This window comes from Bacillus cereus group sp. BfR-BA-01492, from assembly GCF_022662815.1.
GTDB lineage: Bacteria > Bacillota > Bacilli > Bacillales > Bacillaceae_G > Bacillus_A > Bacillus_A cereus_BD.
In genome coordinates this window covers 55,549-78,613 of record NZ_JAKUEH010000006.1, presented here as the reverse complement: position 1 = coordinate 78,613, position 23,065 = coordinate 55,549, and the positions used below count along the sequence as shown (strand labels likewise).

Here is a 23,065-nt window from a genome sequence, read left to right as displayed (position 1 = left end):
AAAAAAAATATTTTCATAAATTTCGAAATTATATAAAGGTTGTTCGGTTTATGAATAAGGGTTAAAATTACATATTGTTAATGAAAAAGTGGAGGAAATACATCATGGAATTGTTTCAATTACCAAAAGCATTCCTGCAAATGAATACAATTTTTATCTCAATTTTAATTGAAGCACTACCATTTGTGCTAATTGGTGTATTTATTTCAGGACTTATTCAAATGTTTGTAACAGAGGACATGGTAGCAAAATGGATGCCGAAAAACCGATTTTTATCAGTCCTTTTAGCGACTTTTCTTGGCATGATGTTTCCAGGATGTGAATGCGGGATTGTTCCCATTGTAAGACGTTTAATTGGAAAAGGTGTCCCCCCATATGCTGGAATTGCATTTATGTTAACAGGGCCGATTATTAACCCAGTTGTATTATTTGCAACATATGTTGCATTTGGAAGTAATATGCAAATGGTATGGTATCGTTCCATTGTCGCAATTGTAGTAGCGATTATTGTTGGGCTTATATTATCATTTATGTTTAAAAACCATCAGCTACGCGATAATCATTTTCCGGAAATCAATCATAAGCGCCCTTTACGTAAGAAAATGTGGGATGTATGTACACATGCTGTTGAAGAATTTTTCTCAATGGGAAAATATTTAGTCATTGGGGCGCTCATTGCTGCTGCAGTTCAAACGTTTGTACAAACATCAACGTTACTAGCGATTGGACAAGGGCCATTTTCTTCATCGGCTGTTATGATGGGGTTAGCGTATATTTTATCGCTTTGTTCAGAAGCCGATGCTTTTATTGCATCTTCGTTTCAAAGTACATTTTCAACAGCATCACTTGTCGCGTTCCTCGTTTATGGACCGATGGTAGATATTAAAAATATGTTTATGATGCTTGCGACATTTAAAACAAAATTTGTAATTGTTGTGATAGCTACAGTTACACTTGTCGTTTATGCAAGCTCACTACTCATTTATGCGATGGGGTGGTAGTTTATGTTTCGAGCGTATATTTTACTTGGATTTACAATTTTAATTGCACAGCTTCATATTTCAGGTAATATAACAAAGTATATTAATATGAAGTACGCGTATTTATCTACAACAGCAGCTATTATTTTTGGTTTTTTAACATTTGTGCAAATTGTGGTTACGTTTCAAAAAGAACATCAAAAAGAAAAACAACAGCATGATTGTAGTTGTAATCATAGCCACTGCGGACATGACCATTCGAAAGATGAAAATACATGGTGGAAACGAATGTTTTCATATACATTATTTTGTTTTCCTATTATTTCAGGGCTCTTTTTTCCAATTGCAACATTAGATTCAGATATTGTTAAAACGAAAGGATTTCATTTTCCTGTTGTACAAGCTGATAGTAAAGATCCATTTATGACAAGGCAATTTTTAAAGCCTGATACGAGCATTTACTACGGAAAAGAAGGATATCGTGGTGTAATGGAGAAAGGGAAAAAAGAATATGTTACAAAAAATCATATTACTTTAAAGGATGAGGATTTCTTAAAAGGAATGGAAACAATTTATAATTATCCAGGTGAATTTACAGATAAGACTCTTTCATTTAAAGGATTTGTGTTCCGTGATGATTCTTCAAAGAAAGAACAATATTTCTTATTCCGATTTGGAATTATTCATTGTGTTGCTGATTCCGGTGTGTATGGTATGTTAGTTAAAAAGCCAGAAGGAGTAGAATGGAAAAATGATGATTGGATTCAAGTTGAGGGAACAATTTCAACTGAATTTTATCAACCATTCCGTGCGAATATTCCAGTATTAGAGGTAACGAAGTGGAATAAAGTGGAACAGCCAAAAGAACAATATGTATTTAGAGGAGCCGATTGATAACAATCGGTTCTTTTTTAATAGACATAAAGTTCTAAAAATTGTTAATATATAATATGTAGTTCACCTAGTGTAATATCTATCATATTAGAAAAAATAGAAAGATTACTATTTTTATGTAAACCAATGATTAAAGAGGTGAAGGAAATGGGAGAAGTAAAGGGAAAAACAGTGAATGAATCAAGAGTTTTTAAAACGAGCCGGGTATTTCCAACGGATTTAAATGATCATAATACGTTGTTTGGAGGTAAAATATTAGCTGAAATGGATATGATTGCATCCATTTCAGCAACAAGGCATTCAAGGATGGAATGTGTAACTGCATCGATGGATTGGGTAGATTTTTTACATCCAGTCCGTTCTACAGATTGTGTAAGTTATGAATCATTTGTTATTTGGACAGGGCGCACCTCGATGGAAGTGTTTGTGAAAGTTGTAGCGGAAGATTTAATTTCGGGTAATCAGCGTATCGCGGCAACATCATTTGTTACATTTGTTGCACTTGGAAAAGAGAATAAGCCGGTTCCTGTCCCTCGCGTGATTCCAGAGACAGAGGCGGAGAAAAAACTGTATGAAATTGCTGTTTTACGTGCAAATCAGCGTCATATTCGCAAAGCTGAGAGTAAAAAAATTGCGACATTATTAAACTTATAACACATATATGTACGAAATGAAAAGCGGACACCTATTTTAGGTGCCCGCTTTTATAGTTTTTTCATCTGCGTATCGTGAGGTGCTCATTAGCAGAAACAAGCAGCGCCGACGATAATTAAGAGGATAAATAATACGACTAGTAACGCAAAGCCATTACCACATGCAAAACCCATTGTTACTTCCTCCTTTATTTTAAGGTACAACATACAATATGTCATTTTTTATTTATTTGACAGGGACATATATCATATAGGAAAAGATTTTTTTTGTTGTATGTTAATGAGCTGAAAAAGGAAAGATATAAGCAGGAAAGTTTATCCCGCTCTTTTAGGGCAGGAAGACTCTGCCTCAAGATTCAGAGAGAAGCAAGGAAAATAGGTGGAAGCCTTCCTGTCTGTAACAGTCCGATTGGTGAGGGCTCATAATCACTCATGATTCAAGTTTCATTTTATGAAGAAAGGACTTTATCCGTGAAGCACTTTATATTTTTTATATTATGTCTCATAGGTGTATGGATGAATATCGATGTAGAAATGGGGAAAAAAATGATTACTGAACATAAAATATCAAACATACATTACGGTAATTTTCAAGTATATACAAATGGAAATGATTTATATCAAAAATTATTTGATGATATAGAGCGTGCAGAAAAGTATGTATATATTCACTTTTATATTGTGGGCAAAGATAAAATAAGTCAAAAATTTTTACATCTGTTAGAGAGAAAAGCTGAAAATGGTGTAGATGTGAAGCTGTCGGTAGATCGTATTGGTGGCTATAAAATGAAGAAAAAAGTAATCGAACACTTACGAAAAAAAGGGGTCAAATTTACTTTTAGTAAAAGACCTACATTTAAACATTTCTTTTTCACTCTCCATCAACGAAATCATCGGCGTATTGTTGCGATAGATGGAAATGTAGCTTATATTGGAGGATTTAATATAGGAAAGGAATATCTCGGTCAAAACCCTAAGTTTGGAAATTGGCGTGATTATCAGATGCGTATTGAAGGAGATGGGGCAGTTGATATGGAGAAACAGTTTGCAAAAGACTGGCAAGCTGATACTGGTGAAGAGCTTTCTTTATATAAAGGACCGAAAATAGAAAGTAACGCACCATATCAATATGTATTTTCAGATGGAAAAGGGTTATGGAATGAATATGGTACATTTATTGGACGTGCTAAGAAATCATTAGTAATTGCAACCCCGTATTTTATTCCGAGTAAGGAAATGATGAAAGGATTACAAGAAGCATTAAATCGAGGAGTGAAAGTGAAGATTCTCGTTCCTTTAAAAAGCGATGCTCTTTTTCTTAAACAAGCTGCCTATCCATATTTAAAGAAGATATTTGATGAGGGAGCAGAAATTTATCAGTATCAAAATGGTTTTTTTCATGGAAAAGTGACAATTGTTGATGATATGAGTGTTGATGTCGGGACAGCTAACTTTGATAATCGAAGTTTTTATCTCAATACGGAGTCGGAATGTTTTATATATGATAAAGCTGTTGTTGATAAAGTAAAGAGGAAACTTGATGAAGACTTTCATAGCTCAAAACGTCTTCATGAGAAGGATTTTGAGAAAATTAGTAGTTGGGATTGGTTTATAGCAAGAATAGCGAATGTTTTTGCGCCATATTTATAGTATATAAAAGCGAAGGGAGCGATTCAATGAATTGTATAGAGGAGCTAATGAGTTATAGCTATTCCCTTATATATAATATGGGAGAGTACATGAATGAAATCCAAGATGAAGAATTAAAAGATATACTTCAGCAACATTTACCGTATATGTTACAAGCGTATAATGAACAGGTGAATTTTCAAGAAGGAGAGAATGTGCAGCAGATGATTTGTGAGCAATTAATATCTCCGCGTATCCAAAATCATATAGAGATAGAAAGGATTAGTACAGGAGATATAGGAATTGCGATTTCATATATTTTGCATTTGAAAAAATTAGCATTATGTTTTGCGCAAGTAGCTGTAGAGGTTGCTAATCCTGAGTTTCGTGCTTTTTTAGAAAAATGCTTTGTGAAAATGAATCGTTATGCATTTTGTGTTTGGCAATATGTAGTGAAGCAAGAGTATAGCATTGGGCAGGTATTTATGAATGAGAAGTTTGCATAAAAAGACGGCTCACACCGTCTTTTTGCAATAAAACCCCTTCCACCTTATAAACTTTTCACCATGCCACCATCAACGAGAAAAGATTGTCCTGTCATATATGAATTTGCCTCAGAGACAAGGAATGTAGCAAACGTAGCAAATTCTACAGGTTGACCATATCTTCCGAGAGGAATAATAGATTCATACTGTTTTTGAACTTCTTCCACTGTAATGCCGCGCTTTTCAGCAGCGATTTCATCTAAAGAAGCAACGCGATCGGTAGCAATACGACCTGGGGCAATTGTATTAATTAAAATATGATAGGGAGCAAGTTCTGCGGCTAAAGTTTTTGACAGCCCTGTAATACCAGTACGGAACGTATTTGACAGCAATAATCCAGGAATCGGTTCTTTTATAGAAGAAGATGCGATATTAATAATTTTTCCACCACGTTCTTTCATATATGGAAGAACTTCACGAATCATGCGTACATAGCTTAATAAGTTTAGCTCAAATGAATGGTACCAGTCCTCATCGGTTAGTTGCTCAAATGTACCAGGTTTAGGACCACCAGCATTGTTGACTAAAATATCAATTGTACCAAAAGTGTCTCCTGTATACTTTACCGCTTCTTTAATATTTTCTTTGTTTGTAATATCACAAACTGTATACATAACTTTTCCTCTGTTAAGAGCAGTTAATTCTTTTTGCAATGAGATTAAACTTTCTTTATTACGGCTGAGCAACATAACATTTGTTCCTTCTTTTACAAGCGCTGTACTAATTGCTCTTCCTAAGCCTTGACTAGAAGCTACAACCAATGCTGTTTTACCAGATAATCCAAGTTCCATCTGTATCCACCTTTCTTTGCTTATAATACCTTCATTATAGAGGAAAGTATTTCAAAAGAAAAAATATTCGCTTTTTTATTTTAAAATTTACAAACATTTACTATATATTTACTGTTTTCTAATATTAGCTTTAAAAATAGGAAGTAATATGAGATTGTACATATTCTATCAAAAGGAGGATAAGCAAATGAATAAATGGGTTAAATCTTTAACTGCTATGGCACTTGCGAGCTCTTTATTTATGGTAGGTTGTAGTAATGGGGAAGAAAAAAAGAAAGATGAGGAAACAACAACACAACAAGATGAAAAGAAAGATAAGGAAACGAGTGGAGGTACACAATCTTCAGATTCAAAAGAAAAGAAATAAGTTTGTCTGATTTATATAGTAGAGCTTCCTCTATTTATAGGGAAGCTTTTTTAATTAAAAAATAACAGAAAAGATATGAAAATAGCTACGTTGGTGTTGCATATAAAAAACCATCTCTAAAAAGAGATGGTTAGAAAAGAATATAACAAATGAATATGATGATCATAATGATTTGTAAAATAGCTTTTGCTACTGTACTACTTAAAAAACCAATAACGGTTGCAATTCCAACCATGAAAGCTTCCTTTGGCGTCTTTTTATGGATTAGTTCCGTTATAAATACCGATAGAAATGGGATGATAATAAGACCAAACGGCGGGAAGAAAAAAGAACCTACGATGATAGACACCATGCCAACACGTTCGCTCCACTTCGTGCTTCCGTATTTTTTTAAGAAATATCCATTAGCAATAAAGTCAGCAATGAAAATGATAATCGTAAATACAATTTGAATGGCCCAAAAGGAAGTGGTTAACTCACCACCATTTATCCCAAAATAATAAATAAAATATCCAGCCCATAAAGCAAGTATGCCTGGAATAATCGGATAGATAAACGCAATAAATGAAATGATGAAACATGCAATGATACAAAGAGTTAATATAACAGTCACTTTACTGCTCCTTTATAGTATCTAATTTATGTACAGCAATTTTTTTAATTTGATGGCCGTCAAGATCTAAAGCTTTAAATTGAAATCCATCATATTCAACTGAATATCCAGGTTCAATATTTAAATCAACTGCTTGAGAAAGCAACCAACCACCGATTGTATCCAAATCGCTATCATCAATATGTAAGCCAAACATGTCATTCACTTCAGAAATGAGAACTTTTCCATCTAAAACAGTGAGTTTAGGGGTTCTTTTCTCAATCATTGGTGATTCATCATCATCAAATTCATCTTGTATTTCTCCAATAATCTCTTCAATAATATCTTCCATTGTTAACAATCCAGCTGTTCCACCATATTCATCCATTACAATGGCCATTTGCACACGATTTTTTTGAAGATGAATTAATGTTTTGCGGATTGGAACCGTTTCAAAGACTGTTAACACAGGATGGATATAGGATTCTAAAGGCTTATGAATCCCCTTTGTTTGATCATGGAAAATTTCTTTTGTATTAATCATTCCGATGATATCATCTTTATCTTTTTCAATAATTGGATAGCGTGTATACTTCTCGGAGGCAACAGTCTCCATATTTTCTTCTAATGTATTTTCAGTAGAGAGACAAACCATTTCTGTTCGTGGAACCATGATTTCTTTTGCAACACGATCATCAAATTCAAAAATATTATTTACATATTTATATTCCGTTTGATTAATTTCTCCACTTTTAAAGCTTTCGCCTAAAATAAGTCGTAATTCTTCTTCAGAATGAGCAAGCTCATTTTCTTTTGCCGGTTGTAAGCCAAATAGTTTTGTGAAAAATAAGGCTGTACGATTTAATAGCCAAATGAAAGGGTACATAATTTTGTCAAACCAAATAAGTGGTTTAGCAAACATTAAAGTAATTGTTTCGGCTTTTTGAATAGCGAAAGATTTTGGTACAAGTTCACCCAATACAACATGAAAAAAGGTGATAATACTAAAGGCCATAATAAAAGATAGTGTATTAGCCATTGGACCAGTAATATTTATTTTTTCAAATACAGGATGCAGTAAATGCTCTACAGTTGGTTCACCAAGCCAACCAAGTCCTAAAGAAGTGATCGTGATGCCAAGCTGACAGGCTGATAAATATACATCTAAATTTGAAACAACGCTTCTAGCAGCTAAGGCTTGTTTATTTCCTTCGTTTGCAAGTTGATCAATTCGGCTTTTTCGTACTTTTACAACTGCGAATTCAGAGGCAACGAAAAAGCCTGAGATGAGAATAAGTAAAATAACGAGAAAAATATTTAATATGTCCAAGTGTGTTCCTTACTCCGAAATGGAATAAAGATGTCACCTCCTGCAAGTATGTTATACTTTTATAATAAATCGAAACGAAAATAATAGTCAAAGAAAATACGCAAAAATTGACATGTTTTGCTAATCGTTAATCATTTTTTGTTATTTTATCCTAATTTATAGAGAATAACCTTCCATTTGCATGTTTGAAAATGGAAGGAGAAAGGAGCTGTTTTCGCTGTTTGTAGATGAAACCTGATTGTTTCATTTTATTCCGCTATTTTAGGGCAATAACAGTCCGATTGGTGAGGGGACATAATCAGTAGGTGATGAAGAAAATCCCCGCTGATTAAAGCTTCACATTATTTTAACATTGTTCTAGTTACAGGGGATGTTGTATGTTTTGTATCCTTTGTTCTCCAAAGAGATTGGAGAAAAGAAAGAATAATATACGGAATATAAAGAAGGAGCAGACAAATTGCAACTATAGTTGGTGAAGCTCCTCCAAATTGAATCATAAATTGTAATAAACCATTTGTATGAAAAATACACTCCATGAAACAAAATGAAACAATAATAGAGCTTAAAATTGATTTATGATTAGAAATAAGAGCGGTAAATAATGTATTCATAAGAAAGGAAGAGGTGTGAATTTCATGTGTTTCTGCATGACTTAAAAAAGGAATCCATTTTTTTATTGCTTGCATAACAATAATCATAGCTGTACTAAGAACAATTAGTATAGAAGAGAAGAAAGGGATTGTTATATATTTTGCCATGTAGAGTGAAAATAAAATCACTATACATTGTAATATAACAACGCTCAACGAATAAGGTATCCAGTATAATAATGAGGCATATTTTTTAATCGATTTTGGAATTTTTAAAAAGATACAACCTATTATGAAACTAATTGAAAAACCGATTGCTAACGTAAATATAAAGTGCGTCAGTGAGAAAAAATACACTTTCCATATGTAAGGAAACAAAGGTGTAGAGTGCTCTGAAGTATACAATGTAGTTTCTGCATTCATAATTAGCTGAGGTGAAAAAAGAATGGATTCATGCATCCAGTCAATCATAGGGATAGAAATCGAAGGGAAATGGACAAAATGATAAAAAATCATAAATAAGCTTTTAAAATAAGAACTTTCATGAGTTAATAATAACGTGGGGAGCGGACTTATCATAAGAACGATAAGAAATCCAATCAAAAAGCGAAACATGTAAGATCGGACTAAAGAAGTCATAAAATTCACCTACTCTTTGAAAATTCAGAAAATTCTTATTGTTATTTTAGCGCTTTTTTGAAGAAGTTACAATATCTTTTTCTTTACATATGGGTATAATCTATAAGTTTATCCTGCTATTTTTAGGCAGTAAGATTCAGAGAGAAATAAAGGAGGTAGGAGCAACATGTAAAAGATTGATAATTGATTTTATGAAGAAATTATGACAGAAATGTGAATAATTTTCAGAAAAATAAAATAAATAATTTCTTTTTTTCTAAAAATATAATATAGTTATGACACAGAAAGTATTTTAGCATAAGGAGGCTTTTTATGAGAATAAAAGGAAATTATGTACCGAAAAAAGAGGTTTTATATTGTACGATTTCATTTACAATAGGTGAAGCGTTAGATCACTTAAATAAAACGGGCTATCGTTGTGTCCCGGTTTTAGATGAAAAGAAGGAAAAATTTTTAGGAAATATATATAAAGTCGATATTTTAGAATACAAAGGATCGTTAGAAAATAAATTATCAGAATTATTAAACGACAAAGATGGATACGTAAAAGAAGATTCTTCTTTCTTTCAAGTATTTTTTTCAATTAAGAAGCTGCCATTCTTATCAGTGATTGATGAAAAAGGGACATTCCTAGGAATTTTAACGCATAAAAAAGTATTTGAACTGTTAGAAGATGCTTGGGGAATTCATTCTAGCAAATATTCTATCATGATAGGAACACAAGACTATAACGGTGCAATTCAGAAACTATCTACCGTCTTAAAAAAATATAGTGGCATTCAAAGTTTAATGACATTTGATAATAATGCGTTATTAGTCCGTAGAATTATGTTTACACTTGGTGAAGAATTTCAGGCAGAAGAACTAAATCCTTTATTAAAGGACCTAGAAGATTACGGATTTCGTGTTGTATATGTAGAGAAAATGAATAATCCACATGAAGTCGAGATCATTGAATAGTACTACAGATAGTTGTTTGATTACCTTAACTGAGAAGGTCTCTCCTCTAAACGAAGGGAAGGTGGAGCTTTCTCAACTTTTCTTTTTGATGGAAAAATATTTTGGAGAGTATATATTTATTTTGCATAATTGTTTTATGAAATAAGTGGAAAAGGGACCTCGTTTGCTAAATCCTTTTGTGGAAGAATGAATAAAAAAGTTGTATATATTATTTTTTTATTTTTAAAATTCTTTATAAAAATATATTTCTATTTTTCGACTAAATATGTTACTATATGTGTGGTAAATATAAAGAGGTCTGACTTATTTCTTTTTTTATAACGTCATAATGGTTAAAAAATTCTAAAAAATCAAAATTATACCGCTGTTTTAGAGCAGTAACAGTCCGATTGGTGAGAGTTCATAATTAGTGGGGATGAAAAAAACTCACTGATTAAAGTCTCACTTTATTAATGGGAGTAATAAAAAGGAAAAGTGGGGAAATTACAGAAAGACATTGTTCTATAAAGAGGTAAAGTTTATTATCATCACGAGCAGAGAGGAGGATGCGTAGCATATTTGTGAAAGAGAAAAAAACAATAAAAGATGCTATGCAAATGAAAGAGATGAAGGGAAGATTAAGGTCAGGAGATACAGTAGCGATTGGTTTAATGCTATTCGCATTATTTTTAGGAGCAGGAAATTTAATTTTTCCACCCGTGTTAGGTCAACAAGCTGGAGAAAATGTTTGGGTTGCTACAATTGGATTCCTAGTGACAGGAGTCGGCCTTCCTCTATTAGCAGTAACCGCTGTAGCTTTTGTAGGGGGGGACTTGAAAGCGTTATCCTCTAGAGTGCACCCTATATTTGCTTTTATTTTTCCGCTAGTTAGTTATTTGGCAATTGGGCCATTTTTTGCAATTCCTCGCACAGGGGCCGTTTCCTTTGAAATGGGAATGAAGCCCTTTCTAACAGAAGGTCTTGTATCAGAGTGGTATATTTTATTTCTTTATACAGCCGTTTTCTTTGGGGCAACTTGGTATTTATCTTTGAATCCATCGAAATTGATTGATTGGTTTGGAAGATTTCTTACGCCACTATTGGTGCTTATTGTTGCTGTTATTGTTGGTAAAGCGATTATTGATCCGATTGGGGAACTCACTGCACCATTAGATGTATATAAAGATCATGCATTTTTTGGTGGATTTATTCAAGGTTATTTAACGATGGATGCTATTAGTGCACTTGTATTTGGAATTGTTGTGGTGCAAGTTATACGTTCAAAAGGGGTAACAGAAAGTAATCAAATTGCAAAAACAACGATTACTTCTGGAATTATTGCTGTATTCGGTTTAACGTTAATTTATTTATCTCTTGCTTATCTTGGTTCGACAAGTACATCACTTGGCGTTTCTGATAATGGAGGTCTTATTTTAACGAAAGTTGTAAATGAGTTATATGGAACGAGTGGCAAAATACTATTAGGCCTTGTTATTACACTGGCTTGTTTAACAACTTCAGTTGGACTTACATCAGCGTGTGCGGGATTTTTTACAAAATTATTCCCAAAATTATCACATAGAATGATTGTAACAATGGTATGTGTGTTTAGTTTAGTTGTATCAAATTTAGGGCTAACACAGCTTATTGCTGTAACATTACCAGTATTGATGATTATTTATCCTGTCGCAATCGTACTAATTGTACTGTCTTATTTTCATAAATGGATTGGACAGCGAAATACAATATATATCGGTGCAATTTTAGGGGCACTCGTTATTAGTCTATTTAACGGTTTAGAAAGTGCAAATATTAAGTTTGAGGCCGTAACAAATGTGCTAGAAATGCTCCCTTTATATAAGGAAGGAATTGGTTGGTTACTGCCATCATGTATTGGTGGAATTATTGGTTACTTTTTATATAGACCAAACGAATCAAATAAGTTACAAAAGAAAGGTGCCTAGGCATCTTTCTTTTTTTAGAGGAAATTCATATATTTTGTCTAAATATTAGGTTGGAAGAAGTGAAAAAACAGTTGGTTTTGGATTTTTTACAATGAAATGTACGTGTGGGAACGATAAAAAAAGCAGAAGTGCTTGTGCTGGAGTACTAGAGCAAGGAGATAGAACCTTACTGTAGCCAGATATAGACATCCCTAATGGAACACCAATTCGTTAATAGGGGAGAGGACTAAGAATGGATGTTGGAAAAGGCTATTTAAAATGTGCAATTCAAAACTTTAAGGCAATGCAAAAGCAAGGAGACCAGACGCTCTCACAGTTATCATATGAACAAATAAGTTGGAAACCTCATGAAGAGGCAAATAGTATTGCGACTATAATCAAACATTTACATGGAAATATGCGCTCAAGATGGACAGATTTTTTAACGACAGATGGTGAAAAGTTAGATCGAAATCGTGATGGTGAATTCGAAGGGGGCTATGCTTCAAAAGCAGAAGCACTAATAGCGTGGAAAGTAGGATGGGAGTATGTTTTTCAAGCGCTGCAATTATTAACTCCGCAAGACCTTTTAAAGGTTGTGCATATTCGGGGGGAAGCGCATAGTGTTATGCAAGCGATTGAGAGACAGATTGTTCATTATTCATCACATATCGGACAAATGATTTATGTTGGAAAATTGCTGAAAGAAAAAGAGTGGGAGTGTTTAAGTATTCCAAAGAAACAGTCTAATCGTTATCTCAAAAAGTGACGTTCAATATAATAGTAAGACATGAAACGGGATAGAGTAGGTACTAAAAAGAAGATCCAAATAACTGATGGCTCAGTTATGGTTAAAATAATCCCTACAGCGAGGGTATACCAAGTGAAATATAATCCTAATACCGTATTTATAGGGATAAAACGAGAAAAGAAAAATTGTTGGCTAAAACAAGTATTGTGAAAGAAGTAGATGCGTACGTAGAGCATTGTGGTAAGAAGATCTTGCTTTCTGACGATTTTTTTCGGGCATTTATGACATATAAAAGTTGGTCGCTTTTTTTACACTCCATTAAACATAAGTATTATGTCCTTCTTAAATTGGTTACTAGTTTATAAATAAGGAGATATAAAGAATACACTCCAATATAAGCTCCGGTGATGAGAAAGAGTGGATTCAACAAGATCCCGTGAATGGTTGTCATAAATACTAAGTCGTGCAGTACAACATCATAAATGTTAAAAGCGGTTAGTATACCAAGTATATATAATGAAAGGTATGCACAAATATCTAAGAAAACACGGACTTTAGGGTGTGCTGCAAATAATAAAAACACACCTGACAAAACAATGGGAACTATACCGATAATTAACTTCAATTCATTTCACCTCTCATACAATATTGCCCAAATTTAGGCGGTCTATTCTATAAAGCTTGTACATAAGTTGAAATAGAGAGGGTGATATTATGAATCGAGGCTTTTTTTATGTGAATTTCACAAGTGTTCGAAAGCTAATTTTATTTACGATTAGTACACTGTTGGCGACTTTTTTTCTAATCGGAATGGTAGTTACTTTGTTGAAAGAAACAAAGTCAACCTATTTATATAATTGGTTAAATGAGCTGTCAATGAACGGATATATGTATGTAATTGGAAAGGAAAATCATTACTTTACACAGGAGTATCGTAATTTAAATCAAGATTTTTCTATTTCATCATTTTTATTTTCTGTAGCCACCAATATTCGATTCGACGATGTCCGAAGCTTTGTTGGGAAAGAACTTCCGGGTTTTGGAAAGTATGATACAGAAATTGTTATTGCAGGGGAAGGAACAAACTATTCTAATCTTCCAATCGAGTCGAGTGTTCCGCTTGAAGAAGTTGTGAAAGAACGGACTGGTGAAGCAGGACAAGTTCAGAAGAAAGATTCAAATGCAGAAAAGAAACAACCGGATCAAACAACGGGAGAACGAAAGGTTGCTTTTATATATCATACGCATAGCTGGGAATCATTTTTACCGTTACTAAATTTAACAAATGATCCAAATCCAGATAAGGCGACAAGTTCGGTTACAAATATTTCAATACTAGGTGAACGGCTTCGTGAGCAATTAGAAAACGAGGGAATAGGAGCAATTGAGGATAAAACAGATGTCGGGAAAAGACTAATTAGTAAAGGTCTAAATAGCAATAGTTCATATAAAGAATCACGTGAAATTGTACAGGAAGCGATGGCACGTAATAAAGAATTGCAATACTTTTTTGACTTGCACCGAGACAGTGCTCGGAAAAACGTAACGACAAAGGCGATTGGAGATAAATCGTATGCAAAGCTTGCTTTTGTTATCGGAAAAGGAAATAAAAATTACGCAAAAAATTTACAATTAGCGACTGCACTGCATGAGGCCATTAATAAAAAATATCCAGGAGTAAGTCGAGGCGTTATTCAAAAAGGATTTCAAACAGGGAATGGTGTCTACAATCAAGATTTATCGGGACAGGCGCTTTTAATTGAAGTAGGTGGTGTAGATAATACAGCTGACGAATTAAATCGTTCTATTGATGCGCTTGCGAAGGCATTTAGCGAATATTTTTGGCAAGCAGAGAAGGTAAATGGATAGACGGGAGCATACAGTCTCGCGTCTTTTTTCTTTTAGAAATAAATAAGAAGTTCATCAAATCGACGTAAATTTCACTATATTAATATCGAAATTTGTCTCTTTCTTCAAAAGGAAACAGACAGGAATTTCTTTATGAAATATCGAAATTTTCTCTATAAACGTTTTTTTTTGCAGAATAAAATGAACGGGATGATAGAGATGATTCGAGAAATCCGAGTAGAAGATGCAGCATCGTTTTTACAGTTGGGGAAGAAGTTAGATGAAGAAACTGCTTTTATGCTATTTGAACCAGGAGAACGGAAGATGACAATAATGCAGCAACAAAAAATGATCGAACGATTTATAAACAATAACAATTCTACAATACTTGTAGCGACGCATGAAGAATAAATAATAGGCTTCATTGTAGTGAATGGTATGGATGTCCAACGAAAAAAGCATGTCGCAACAATTGTCAGTGGGATTTTATGGCGGTATAGGAACAGCTTTGTTTAAAGAGATAGAAAAATGGGCAAGATTACATGATGTATGGCGTTTAGAGCTAACAGTAATGGCCCACAATACAAGAGCAAAGGCACTTTATAAGAAAGTAGGATTTGAACAGGAAGGATTAAAAAAAGCTTCTCTTATTATTAATGGAAAGTGTGTCGATGAGTATTGCATGGCTAAATTATTAAAATAAGAGGTCGTTTTATGAAAAAAAGATGGATCCTACTAGGTGTTATAGTAGTTGTAGTTATCGTTGGAGTATCGGGTATCAATTACAAAATGTATAAAAAAAGGCAAGCGCAAGAAGTTAATGCGACTGTAATGTTTCCGAAATCTGAAGAAACAATTTCAAAGGTGGAAGGAAATATCGCAGTTGTCAATAATGCGAATTCTATCCTTGTACTTGTAAATAAGAGTAGGCGGTTACCAGATCACTATAAGCCGCAAGATTTAGTTATTCCGAAAGTACGTTTCTTAAGTGAAGGAAATCAAGAGAAAAAAAAGATGCGGAAAGAAGCAGCTGTAGCGCTGGAGAAAATGTTTCAGCAAGGAGACAAGGAGCGGATATTTCTATTTGCAGCTTCTGGATTTAGATCGTTTGATCGACAAAAGGCGTTAAATACAATGTATAAAATACAAGATGGAGAAGCGAAAACGGCGATGTCTAGTGCAGTTCCAGGAACGAGTGAGCACCAAACAGGTCTTGCAATGGATATTACATCGCAATCTGCAAAATTTCAGTTAGAATCTGTCTTCGGAGAAACAAAAGAGGGGAAATGGCTCGCTAAAAATGCCCATAAATTTGGGTTTGTTATTAGATATACAAAAGAAAAAGAAGGAATTACAGGGTATCGTTATGAACCTTGGCATGTACGGTATGTAGGAAACCCGCAAGCTACATATTTATATGAAAATAACCTCACCTTAGAAGAAGCGATGAAGTAATATAGTGAGGGGAGAAGATGAAATGGCCATGCTATATAAGAAGAAAGTATATGCATATATTACAAGGGAAAAAGAAGGAGTTATGCAGTTGCTTGTTTCTAAACATCGTGATATGCCAAAAGAGAGGATACAAATTCCTGGTGGTATAGTAAGGCCGGAAGAAAGTTTGGAAGCTGCTATATTACGTAAAGTAATGGAAGAAACAGGACTACGTCATTTGTATATTGAGCGTTTTATCGATGACTATATGATCTATGTGAAGGAAAACCAGGAGTACGAAAAACATCACTTTTTTCATATGTCATTGTTAACGGGAGTGAAGGATATATGGGAACATATAGTAATTAAAGAAAACGAAAACATAACATTTTGCTATGAATGGGTTGATATCGGAAGATGTCCTGCATTAATAGGAAAGCAAGATGAATTTATTTATCGCTTGCTTGAAGGGATGTATGTAAAATGAAAACCGCCTTAGGTGAAGTGTATTCATCTAAGGCGGTTTTTTATTTATTTTGAAAAGTTTAAAGGTCGGATTGAAAAGAAAGATCCTTTTCACGTATTTTTATATACTTTAATAATATAAAAGAAAGGCAAGCAGAACATAAAATAAGGAAAGCCGCTAGGATATAGATTGTCCGAACCCCAAACATATCCGTAATGATTCCGACACTTAGTATGGAAAGTCCAGAAGCACTAGAAATGAGTGTGCCATGAGCTGTATAAATTTTGGATAATAAGGCTGAAGGTACACTTGATTGTAGAACGGTCATTTGAGAAATATCGCGAATTTGATAGGCAGGTCCCATGAGAAGGCAGAGAGCTAGTGCGATAAATCCATGGCTTGTTATGCCATATAAGAAAGTAAGTACACTGAATATAAGAGATCCAATAGCCATTGAGCGTATTAAATGAAGCTGAATATAGGAACTGATTCGCCATGCTAAGAGGCCGCCTAATAATGTTCCAATATAATAGCTTGTATTAATATATCCCCACCATTCTTCGCCTTTATGAAGAACAGTTGTTACATAGGCCATTGTAATAGCTCCCATCCAAACGGTTCCAGCCAATGTTTCGATTAAATCCATATATGTAATTGTGCGAAGAGATGGATGTTGAAATAAAAGTTTCCATCCTTCAAGTAATGCAGAGATAGAATGAGCGCTGGAATTTTTAGCAGTTTTTTCAATTTGTATAGAGTGCAAAGAAAAATACAGTGTAATACATCCACAAATCATGAACATATTGTTAATTATTAGTGTAGGCGTTGCTCCGATGATAAGGACAATCATACTTGTAAAAGAATAAGCTGCTGCTTGTACAATTTGTGTTGAAAAAGAAAAGATACTATTTACTTTTACTAGTCTTTCTTGCTGTGTTAATCGTGGAATAACAGTGTATAGCAGAGGAGAACTCCATCCTGTACAAAACGAAATAAAAGTAATAAATGCCAAAAGAGCAATAATATTTGATGATATAATTGGGAATAGAAGTGTTAAGAGAATGAGAAAGACCGTTTTTATCCATTGGAATCTAAAGAGCAGAGAGTAAGATGAGAAACGATTGATGAGAAGTGGTGCAGAAGCATTTGCAATCAAGTTTACAATAACTTGTAGTAATGGAAATAGGGCTGTGATAGTAGCAGATTTTGTTGTTATATACAAATGAGTAGTTAGAATCATAATATAAACAACATCAGCCAGGGTCATGCACATTTTAGATATCCAATAAAAGGGCGATGGCTGCTTACACAATGGGGTAACCTCCTATAAATAATTATTTTTATATTCATTTTAATTTGTAAACGAAAATTTCGAAAGAATTATATTTTTTGTAACTTTTATACAAGGATTTTTCATGTATAATGAAGAATATATTAATATAACATTTTAATGATAACTTATTGTAACAGTGAATAGTATAATAGCTATCAGCTAATGGTTGTTTATATTCAGTATGGAGCATTATGAATGGAAGAAATGATTTATTTTTCTTGAATATTTAGGAATGAGAATTACTGCCTGTGAATAGAGGATAAACCATTCTTTTTTTCATATACATATAGAAAATAGAATAGAAGGCGAGGGTTGTATATGGCCGCATGGGTTGTTTGGTTTATTATAGCTGGAATTTTATTTATCGCTGAGATGTTATCCATTACTTTTTATATGCTTTGGATTGGGATAGGAGCGGTTGTTGGAGGTCTTATTGCACTGTTTGCTCCAGAAGCATTATTTCTACAAGTTGTTGTAGGGGCAATGGTAAGTTTGACATTGACTTTCTTTACAAAGAGAATTTCTAAAAATTTTCGAGAAGCAAAAGGATTTACTGATACTGTTGATAAACTTGAGGGGAAAAAGGGGATTATTACGAAGGCGATTACAAATGAAGAGAATGGAATTGTGAAAGTAGATGGAGACACTTGGACTGCTATTTCTGATGTGCCTATTTCAATTGGGGAGAAAGTCATTGTTATAAAGAGGAATAGTACAGTTTTACATGTGAAAAAGGAGAGTGAATAAGAATGGTAGCATTAACATTAACGATTATTTTTGCATTAATTGTCATTATATTTATCGCGTTAACAATTAAAATTATTCCGCAGCAAAAGGTTGGAGTCGTTGAAAGATTTGGTAAATTCCGGTGTGTTCTAAATCCTGGATTAAACCTTATCATTCCAATTGTTGATCGTGTTCGTGTTTATCATGATTTACGTATTCAACAAACGAATGTACCGCCGCAAAAAGTAATTACACGTGATAACGTACAAGTAGAAATCGATACGATTATCTTTTATCAAATTGTTGAACCAGAACTTGCAACATATGGTATTTCAAATTATGAATACGGTGTTCGCAATATTACATCTGCAACAATGCGTCAAATCATTGGGAAAATGGAACTGGATGAAACCTTATCAGGACGTGAGAAAATTTCAACAGAAATTCGCCTAGCTCTTGATGAAGCAACAGAAAAATGGGGCGTCCGTATCGAACGTGTAGAGGTAGTTGATATTAACCCTCCAAAAGATGTGCAAGCAGCAATGGAAAAACAAATGAAAGCAGAGCGTAATAAGCGTGCTATTATTTTAGAAGCAGAAGCTGCGAGACAAGATAAAGTACTTCGAGCAGAAGGGGAAAAACAAAGTAAAATATTAATGGCTGAAGGGGATAAGGAAGCGCGGATTCGAGAAGCGGAAGGCGTAAGAGAAGCGAAAGAACTAGAGGCGCAAGGGGAAGCGAAAGCGATTGAAATCATCGCAAAAGCGGAACAAAATCGAATTCAATTCATACGAGAAGCTAATCTAGATGAACGTATCCTTGCGTATAAATCGTTTGAATCATTAGCTGAAGTAGCAAAAGGACCAGCTAATAAAGTATTTATCCCTTCAAATGCAATTGAAACACTTGGAACTCTTGGGGCAATCGGAGAAATCTTTAAAGAAAAACAAGCAAAGACATTGCCTTCTTCTGACGCGCCAAAAGAGCAATAATAAGAAGAAAGAGAAATGGATTTCCATTTCTCTTTTTTGGTTTGAAGTGAAAGAGTAAACATGGTAGAGTTTTATTTTGGAAATATTGAAAAAAGGATGGGATCATGATGCAAATACTATTAATACGGCATGGGGAATCAGAAGCAGATATTTTACATGTACATGAGGGACGAGCAGACTTTGAACTAACGGAGAAAGGAAGAGAGCAAGTTGCAAAGTTAGTCCAAAAAGTAAAAAGTGAATTTCCTCCAGATTACATATGGGCTAGTACATTGAAAAGAGCTAAGGAAACCGCGGAAACTTTGGCAGAAGCAGTTGGATGTCCAGTGAAATTTGAAGAAGAATTAATGGAGTTTAATAACGGTGGACAGGCTGGTATGTCTTTTGAAGAAGCAAAAAAATATCCAGAGCCAAAATATCTTTATGATCGCTTTGAAAATGGAGAATCTTTTATAGAGTTTCGCATGAGAATTGAGGCGATATTTTCAAAGATTATAACGGAAAATAACCATGAAAGAATTGCGATTGTAGCCCATGGTGGAGTAATCACTTGTATATTGAGTGCTTTTTTTCAAATGCCAATAAATAAAGAGTATTACTTTAAAATGGGGGATACGGGAATCAGTTTGCTTGAATTGACAGGAAAGCAAAGAATGGTTCACTTTATGAATGATACAAGTCATCTAGAAATAAGAGCTTGATAAGAATAGGAAAAAGATTCTATAGTTGCTTTATACGAGTAGGAAATTTACTCGAACAAAGCAACTGAAGAATCTTGAATATGCTCGGTTACTAACATGTGAATTTGAGCCCGATGATGATAAACGTGTGCAATGATTTCAAGTAACCATTCGAATCGAGAATAAGAAACACCCCAATATGCAGTTGTTATATGAGCCAACTCTTCGTGTGAATAAGATAGAAACGTTTCAGAAAGAAGATCATATCCCTGAAGCATCGTTTGCTGTATTTCATGAATGGTTTTTGGTGTATGTTTACGATAAAAAGTATGTAATTCCTCTTGTGGAGTCTCATTTAAAATGAGTAAATCTGCATGACAAATAAGAGAAAGGTGAGCGTACATTTCAAATAACGATCGCTTATGTTGAATTGGTTTTATGTTTAAATCCGATTCAGTGAGTGGATTCAGCATTTTGATAGATGTATGAATCGCAATTTTTAATTGATGTAAAGCAGCTTGAACAAACATTGTAATTCTTCTCATCTCCGTATATAATAGTTTTCTGAGAGTATTATATCATACTTAAAATTCTGAAGATTCTAGTAGTTTGACTAGGAAAATGAAAAGTATTATATTGTAAAAGGTCGTATGAAACGAGAAATAGAATCGAAAGCAATTATTGAGTTAGGAGTTTAGACCAATGAGTTCGAGATATGGAAGAAATACAATTGTTGAAGTCAATTTAGATGCTATTAAACATAATGTGAAAGAATTTAAAAAGAGAATTCATAATGAAAATATCACGATGATGGCAGCTGTAAAAGCAAATGCATATGGACATGGAGCAGTGGAAGTTGCAAAAGCAGCGATTGAAGCAGGTGTTCAGCAACTTGCTGTTGCATTTGTGGATGAAGGAATTGAGCTACGCGAAGCTGGCGTGACAGTTCCAATTTTAGTTTTAGGATATACACCCGTAGAAGCTGCTCAAGATGCAATCGAATATGATATTATGATGACAGTATATAGAATAGAAGAATTATCAAGTATAAATGAAATTGCGAAACAGCTTCAAACGAAAGCGCGTGTTCATGTGAAGATTGATACTGGCATGAGTCGTATCGGTTTACAAGAGGAGGAAGTTGCTCCTTTTTTAAAAGAATTACAAAAGATGAATCATATAGAAGTAGACGGAATGTTTACGCATTACTCTACAGCTGATGAATTAGATAAAACATATACGAATATGCAGACGAAGTTATTTGAGAAAGCAGTGAATACGGCGAAAGAACTAGGGATGCAAATCCCTTATATTCATAGTTCCAATAGTGCAGGATCAATGGAACTTAGCAATACGTTTCAAAATATGGTTCGCGTTGGGATTGGGATTTACGGTATGTATCCTTCAAGAGATGTAGATCATACAGTTGTATCTTTGCAGCCAGCATTATCGTTAAAGTCGAAAGTAGCTCATATTAAACATGCGAAAAAAAATCGTGGTGTGAGTTATGGGAATACGTATATGACAACGGGTGAAGAATGGATTGCAACCGTTCCGATTGGTTATGCGGATGGTTACAATCGTCAGTTATCAAATAAAGGTCATGCATTAATCAATGGTATTCGTGTACCTGTTCTTGGACGTGTATGTATGGACCAATTAATGCTTGATGTTACAAAGGCGATGCCTGTACGTGTAGGTGATGAAGTAGTTTTCTACGGAAAACAAGGAGATGAAGAAATTCCGGTTGAGGAAGTTGCGGATTTATTAGATACAATTAACTATGAAGTGACGTGTATGTTAGATCGAAGAATTCCACGCGTTTATAAAGAAAATCGTGAAACAACTGCGGTTGTGAATATATTAAGAAAAAATAATTAAGAAAAAGGACTGAATTGTAGCAATGCAATTTAGTCCTTTTTCATTTTAAAAAATCAATATGTATATTAGAGCGAAAACTGTTGTAATCTACAACAATTAAAAATAAGAAGGATGTTGTAACCATTCATCTAAATCACTATTCCCTTGAACGGATAATAATCGATATAAGTATCGATATGGTGTTCTGCACTGCTTTAAATCAGGAATGGGCATGATTGTTTCGTAACCTTTTTGAAAAGTACGAGCTTCTTTTTCTGTAAATACGTATTCTAATCCAATAAAATCAAATTCTCTCGGGGCAATAGCGTAAGCTTCGGTATCTACTAAACCAGTAATTCTAGAACCGTCTGTTAAAAATTGAGTGGGGTCCATATCAATTAAAACAAGAGTTGCTTCTTTCGGTGTTGGAAGAGCATGAAGCTGAGTTTGAAAGTTTTTTAATGTATTACATATTTTGGGGTTATGAGAATGAAATTTTTCTACGAGTTGCTGACTTACCTTTTCAATGTGTTTGTAAAATTGATTGAGCCGAATTTTAAAAGTTTCAGTTGGATTCCCAATATAATTTGCTGTATATTGATGAATTTGTGCTAATCCTTTTCCAAGGCTATATAAGAGAGAATCCGGTTGGCCGATAAATGAGTCGAGCACTTGACCGCTTAATTTTTCAACAACAACATATTCCCGTTCGAATCTATGTTTCTGTAATATTTTTGGAATAGGGAGCGTAGTATGTTTTTGCAATAATGTATGTATAATTTCAAGAGCATGCACGTTTCTTGGATCAATTCCAAATAAGTATTTACATCCCCACCAAAAATCATTGTTAGGTTCTGATGTCATTTTAGAAGAACGAACGATGACTTCTTCCTCTTTTGTTTGTATGAGCCAGACATCACTTGCATGATCTTCATAACCTGGGTCCAATGTATTTATAGATAGAATAGGTGAAGAAAATAGTTTTTGAAACATAAAAAACGCTCCTTTCTTTGCATATTCATACATTCATTATATAGCATAATTGAAATAAGACGCTAAATAATGAAGATCTTTGTTCCTAGT

The 23,065-nt window shown here is 34.0% G+C and carries 26 protein-coding genes and 1 pseudogene; 17 read left to right on the top strand and 10 right to left on the bottom strand.

Features of this window, described 5'->3' with window-relative positions:
* Nucleotides 1-104 precede the first annotated feature (104 nt).
* The 3 genes from MR063_RS09920 (at nucleotide 105) to MR063_RS09910 (ending at nucleotide 2,528) form a co-directional block, all read left to right on the top strand.
* Nucleotides 105-1,001 (top strand): permease, encoded by an 897-nt coding sequence (locus MR063_RS09920; RefSeq protein WP_242144709.1) that lies wholly within the window; start codon nucleotides 105-107, stop codon nucleotides 999-1,001.
* A 3-nt stretch (nucleotides 1,002-1,004) separates the two neighbouring features.
* On the top strand, nucleotides 1,005-1,874 hold the full coding sequence (locus MR063_RS09915) for a TIGR03943 family putative permease subunit (protein WP_242197116.1): 870 nt from the start codon (nucleotides 1,005-1,007) through the stop codon (nucleotides 1,872-1,874).
* 147 nt (nucleotides 1,875-2,021) lie between these two features.
* On the top strand, nucleotides 2,022-2,528 hold the full coding sequence (locus MR063_RS09910; RefSeq protein WP_242197112.1) for an acyl-CoA thioesterase: 507 nt from the start codon (nucleotides 2,022-2,024) through the stop codon (nucleotides 2,526-2,528).
* An 86-nt stretch (nucleotides 2,529-2,614) separates the two neighbouring features.
* On the opposite strand, the gene MR063_RS09905 is transcribed toward MR063_RS09910, so the two are convergent.
* Nucleotides 2,615-2,701, bottom strand: a complete 87-nt coding sequence (locus MR063_RS09905; protein ID WP_081428364.1) for a YjcZ family sporulation protein — start codon at nucleotides 2,699-2,701, stop codon at nucleotides 2,615-2,617.
* A gap of 297 nt (nucleotides 2,702-2,998) precedes the next feature.
* Between MR063_RS09905 and cls the strand changes: the two genes are divergently transcribed.
* Nucleotides 2,999-4,177, top strand: a complete 1,179-nt coding sequence (cls, locus tag MR063_RS09900; RefSeq protein ID WP_242197394.1) for a cardiolipin synthase — start codon at nucleotides 2,999-3,001, stop codon at nucleotides 4,175-4,177.
* A 26-nt stretch (nucleotides 4,178-4,203) separates the two neighbouring features.
* Nucleotides 4,204-4,662, top strand: coding sequence for a spore coat protein (locus MR063_RS09895; RefSeq protein WP_242197109.1), 459 nt, complete (start codon nucleotides 4,204-4,206; stop codon nucleotides 4,660-4,662).
* A gap of 44 nt (nucleotides 4,663-4,706) precedes the next feature.
* Here MR063_RS09895 and MR063_RS09890 read toward each other — a convergent pair whose 3' ends face one another.
* Nucleotides 4,707-5,492: an SDR family oxidoreductase gene (locus tag MR063_RS09890; RefSeq protein ID WP_242197106.1), complete on the bottom strand. Its 786-nt coding sequence runs from the start codon at nucleotides 5,490-5,492 to the stop codon at nucleotides 4,707-4,709.
* Nucleotides 5,493-5,679: 187 nt separating this feature from the next.
* Between MR063_RS09890 and MR063_RS09885 the strand changes: the two genes are divergently transcribed.
* Entirely contained in the window at nucleotides 5,680-5,859 is a 180-nt protein-coding gene (locus tag MR063_RS09885; RefSeq protein WP_242197103.1) for a hypothetical protein, read from the top strand.
* 130 nt (nucleotides 5,860-5,989) lie between these two features.
* On the opposite strand, the gene MR063_RS09880 is transcribed toward MR063_RS09885, so the two are convergent.
* The 3 genes from MR063_RS09880 to MR063_RS09870 all read right to left on the bottom strand — a co-directional run bounded on the left by MR063_RS09880 (nucleotide 5,990) and on the right by MR063_RS09870 (nucleotide 9,010).
* Nucleotides 5,990-6,472 (bottom strand): DUF456 domain-containing protein, encoded by a 483-nt coding sequence (locus MR063_RS09880; protein ID WP_242197101.1) that lies wholly within the window; start codon nucleotides 6,470-6,472, stop codon nucleotides 5,990-5,992.
* Between the two features lies 1 nt (nucleotide 6,473).
* A complete protein-coding gene (locus MR063_RS09875; protein WP_242197099.1) occupies nucleotides 6,474-7,781 on the bottom strand; it encodes a hemolysin family protein in 1,308 nt (435 codons plus the stop codon).
* A 341-nt stretch (nucleotides 7,782-8,122) separates the two neighbouring features.
* Nucleotides 8,123-9,010: a hypothetical protein gene (locus MR063_RS09870; RefSeq protein WP_242197096.1), complete on the bottom strand. Its 888-nt coding sequence runs from the start codon at nucleotides 9,008-9,010 to the stop codon at nucleotides 8,123-8,125.
* Nucleotides 9,011-9,322: 312 nt separating this feature from the next.
* On the opposite strand from MR063_RS09870, the gene cbpA reads away from it, so the two are divergent.
* From cbpA to MR063_RS09855, 3 genes are all read left to right on the top strand, one after another.
* Nucleotides 9,323-9,970: a cyclic di-AMP binding protein CbpA gene (gene cbpA, locus MR063_RS09865; RefSeq protein ID WP_242197093.1), complete on the top strand. Its 648-nt coding sequence runs from the start codon at nucleotides 9,323-9,325 to the stop codon at nucleotides 9,968-9,970.
* A 605-nt stretch (nucleotides 9,971-10,575) separates the two neighbouring features.
* Nucleotides 10,576-11,913 carry a branched-chain amino acid transport system II carrier protein BrnQ4 gene (gene brnQ4 / locus MR063_RS09860; RefSeq protein ID WP_396021831.1) on the top strand — a complete coding sequence of 446 codons (1,338 nt, stop codon included), beginning with the start codon at nucleotides 10,576-10,578 and terminating at the stop codon, nucleotides 11,911-11,913.
* Nucleotides 11,914-12,145: 232 nt separating this feature from the next.
* Nucleotides 12,146-12,661 (top strand): DUF1572 family protein, encoded by a 516-nt coding sequence (locus tag MR063_RS09855; RefSeq protein WP_242197088.1) that lies wholly within the window; start codon nucleotides 12,146-12,148, stop codon nucleotides 12,659-12,661.
* On the opposite strand, the gene MR063_RS09850 is transcribed toward MR063_RS09855, so the two are convergent.
* On the bottom strand, nucleotides 12,646-12,933 hold the full coding sequence (locus MR063_RS09850) for a permease (RefSeq protein ID WP_242197388.1): 288 nt from the start codon (nucleotides 12,931-12,933) through the stop codon (nucleotides 12,646-12,648). The two genes, MR063_RS09855 and MR063_RS09850, sit on opposite strands and share 16 nt — an antisense overlap.
* A 41-nt stretch (nucleotides 12,934-12,974) precedes the next feature.
* The gene (locus MR063_RS09845; protein WP_242197085.1) at nucleotides 12,975-13,268 is read right to left on the bottom strand and encodes a hypothetical protein; all 294 of its coding nucleotides are present in this window, start codon (nucleotides 13,266-13,268) and stop codon (nucleotides 12,975-12,977) included.
* An 89-nt stretch (nucleotides 13,269-13,357) separates the two neighbouring features.
* Here MR063_RS09845 and spoIIP point away from each other — a divergent pair, with 89 nt between their 5' ends.
* From spoIIP to MR063_RS09825, 4 genes and pseudogenes are all read left to right on the top strand, one after another.
* Nucleotides 13,358-14,512, top strand: a complete 1,155-nt coding sequence (gene spoIIP, locus MR063_RS09840; protein ID WP_242197082.1) for a stage II sporulation protein P — start codon at nucleotides 13,358-13,360, stop codon at nucleotides 14,510-14,512.
* Between the two features lie 198 nt (nucleotides 14,513-14,710).
* A pseudogene (locus MR063_RS09835) lies at nucleotides 14,711-15,194 on the top strand (GNAT family N-acetyltransferase).
* A gap of 11 nt (nucleotides 15,195-15,205) precedes the next feature.
* Nucleotides 15,206-15,946 (top strand): M15 family metallopeptidase, encoded by a 741-nt coding sequence (locus MR063_RS09830; protein ID WP_242197079.1) that lies wholly within the window; start codon nucleotides 15,206-15,208, stop codon nucleotides 15,944-15,946.
* A 22-nt stretch (nucleotides 15,947-15,968) separates the two neighbouring features.
* A complete protein-coding gene (locus MR063_RS09825) occupies nucleotides 15,969-16,412 on the top strand; it encodes an NUDIX domain-containing protein (RefSeq protein WP_242197074.1) in 444 nt (147 codons plus the stop codon).
* A 58-nt stretch (nucleotides 16,413-16,470) separates the two neighbouring features.
* Here MR063_RS09825 and MR063_RS09820 read toward each other — a convergent pair whose 3' ends face one another.
* The gene (locus MR063_RS09820; protein WP_242197385.1) at nucleotides 16,471-17,664 is read right to left on the bottom strand and encodes an MFS transporter; all 1,194 of its coding nucleotides are present in this window, start codon (nucleotides 17,662-17,664) and stop codon (nucleotides 16,471-16,473) included.
* A 378-nt stretch (nucleotides 17,665-18,042) separates the two neighbouring features.
* Between MR063_RS09820 and MR063_RS09815 the strand changes: the two genes are divergently transcribed.
* From MR063_RS09815 to MR063_RS09805, 3 genes are all read left to right on the top strand, one after another.
* Nucleotides 18,043-18,471 carry an NfeD family protein gene (locus tag MR063_RS09815; protein WP_242197071.1) on the top strand — a complete coding sequence of 143 codons (429 nt, stop codon included), beginning with the start codon at nucleotides 18,043-18,045 and terminating at the stop codon, nucleotides 18,469-18,471.
* Between the two features lie 2 nt (nucleotides 18,472-18,473).
* On the top strand, nucleotides 18,474-19,442 hold the full coding sequence (locus MR063_RS09810) for an SPFH domain-containing protein (protein ID WP_242197068.1): 969 nt from the start codon (nucleotides 18,474-18,476) through the stop codon (nucleotides 19,440-19,442).
* 107 nt (nucleotides 19,443-19,549) lie between these two features.
* Nucleotides 19,550-20,143 (top strand): histidine phosphatase family protein, encoded by a 594-nt coding sequence (locus MR063_RS09805; RefSeq protein ID WP_242197065.1) that lies wholly within the window; start codon nucleotides 19,550-19,552, stop codon nucleotides 20,141-20,143.
* Nucleotides 20,144-20,190: 47 nt separating this feature from the next.
* Here MR063_RS09805 and MR063_RS09800 read toward each other — a convergent pair whose 3' ends face one another.
* Nucleotides 20,191-20,652 carry a DinB family protein gene (locus tag MR063_RS09800; protein ID WP_242197062.1) on the bottom strand — a complete coding sequence of 154 codons (462 nt, stop codon included), beginning with the start codon at nucleotides 20,650-20,652 and terminating at the stop codon, nucleotides 20,191-20,193.
* Nucleotides 20,653-20,824: 172 nt separating this feature from the next.
* On the opposite strand from MR063_RS09800, the gene alr reads away from it, so the two are divergent.
* A complete protein-coding gene (gene alr, locus MR063_RS09795) occupies nucleotides 20,825-22,003 on the top strand; it encodes an alanine racemase (RefSeq protein WP_242197059.1) in 1,179 nt (392 codons plus the stop codon).
* A 96-nt stretch (nucleotides 22,004-22,099) separates the two neighbouring features.
* Here the strand turns inward: alr and MR063_RS09790 are convergent, their stop codons facing one another.
* The gene (locus tag MR063_RS09790) at nucleotides 22,100-22,975 is read right to left on the bottom strand and encodes a phosphotransferase (protein WP_242197055.1); all 876 of its coding nucleotides are present in this window, start codon (nucleotides 22,973-22,975) and stop codon (nucleotides 22,100-22,102) included.
* Nucleotides 22,976-23,065: the final 90 nt, after the last annotated feature.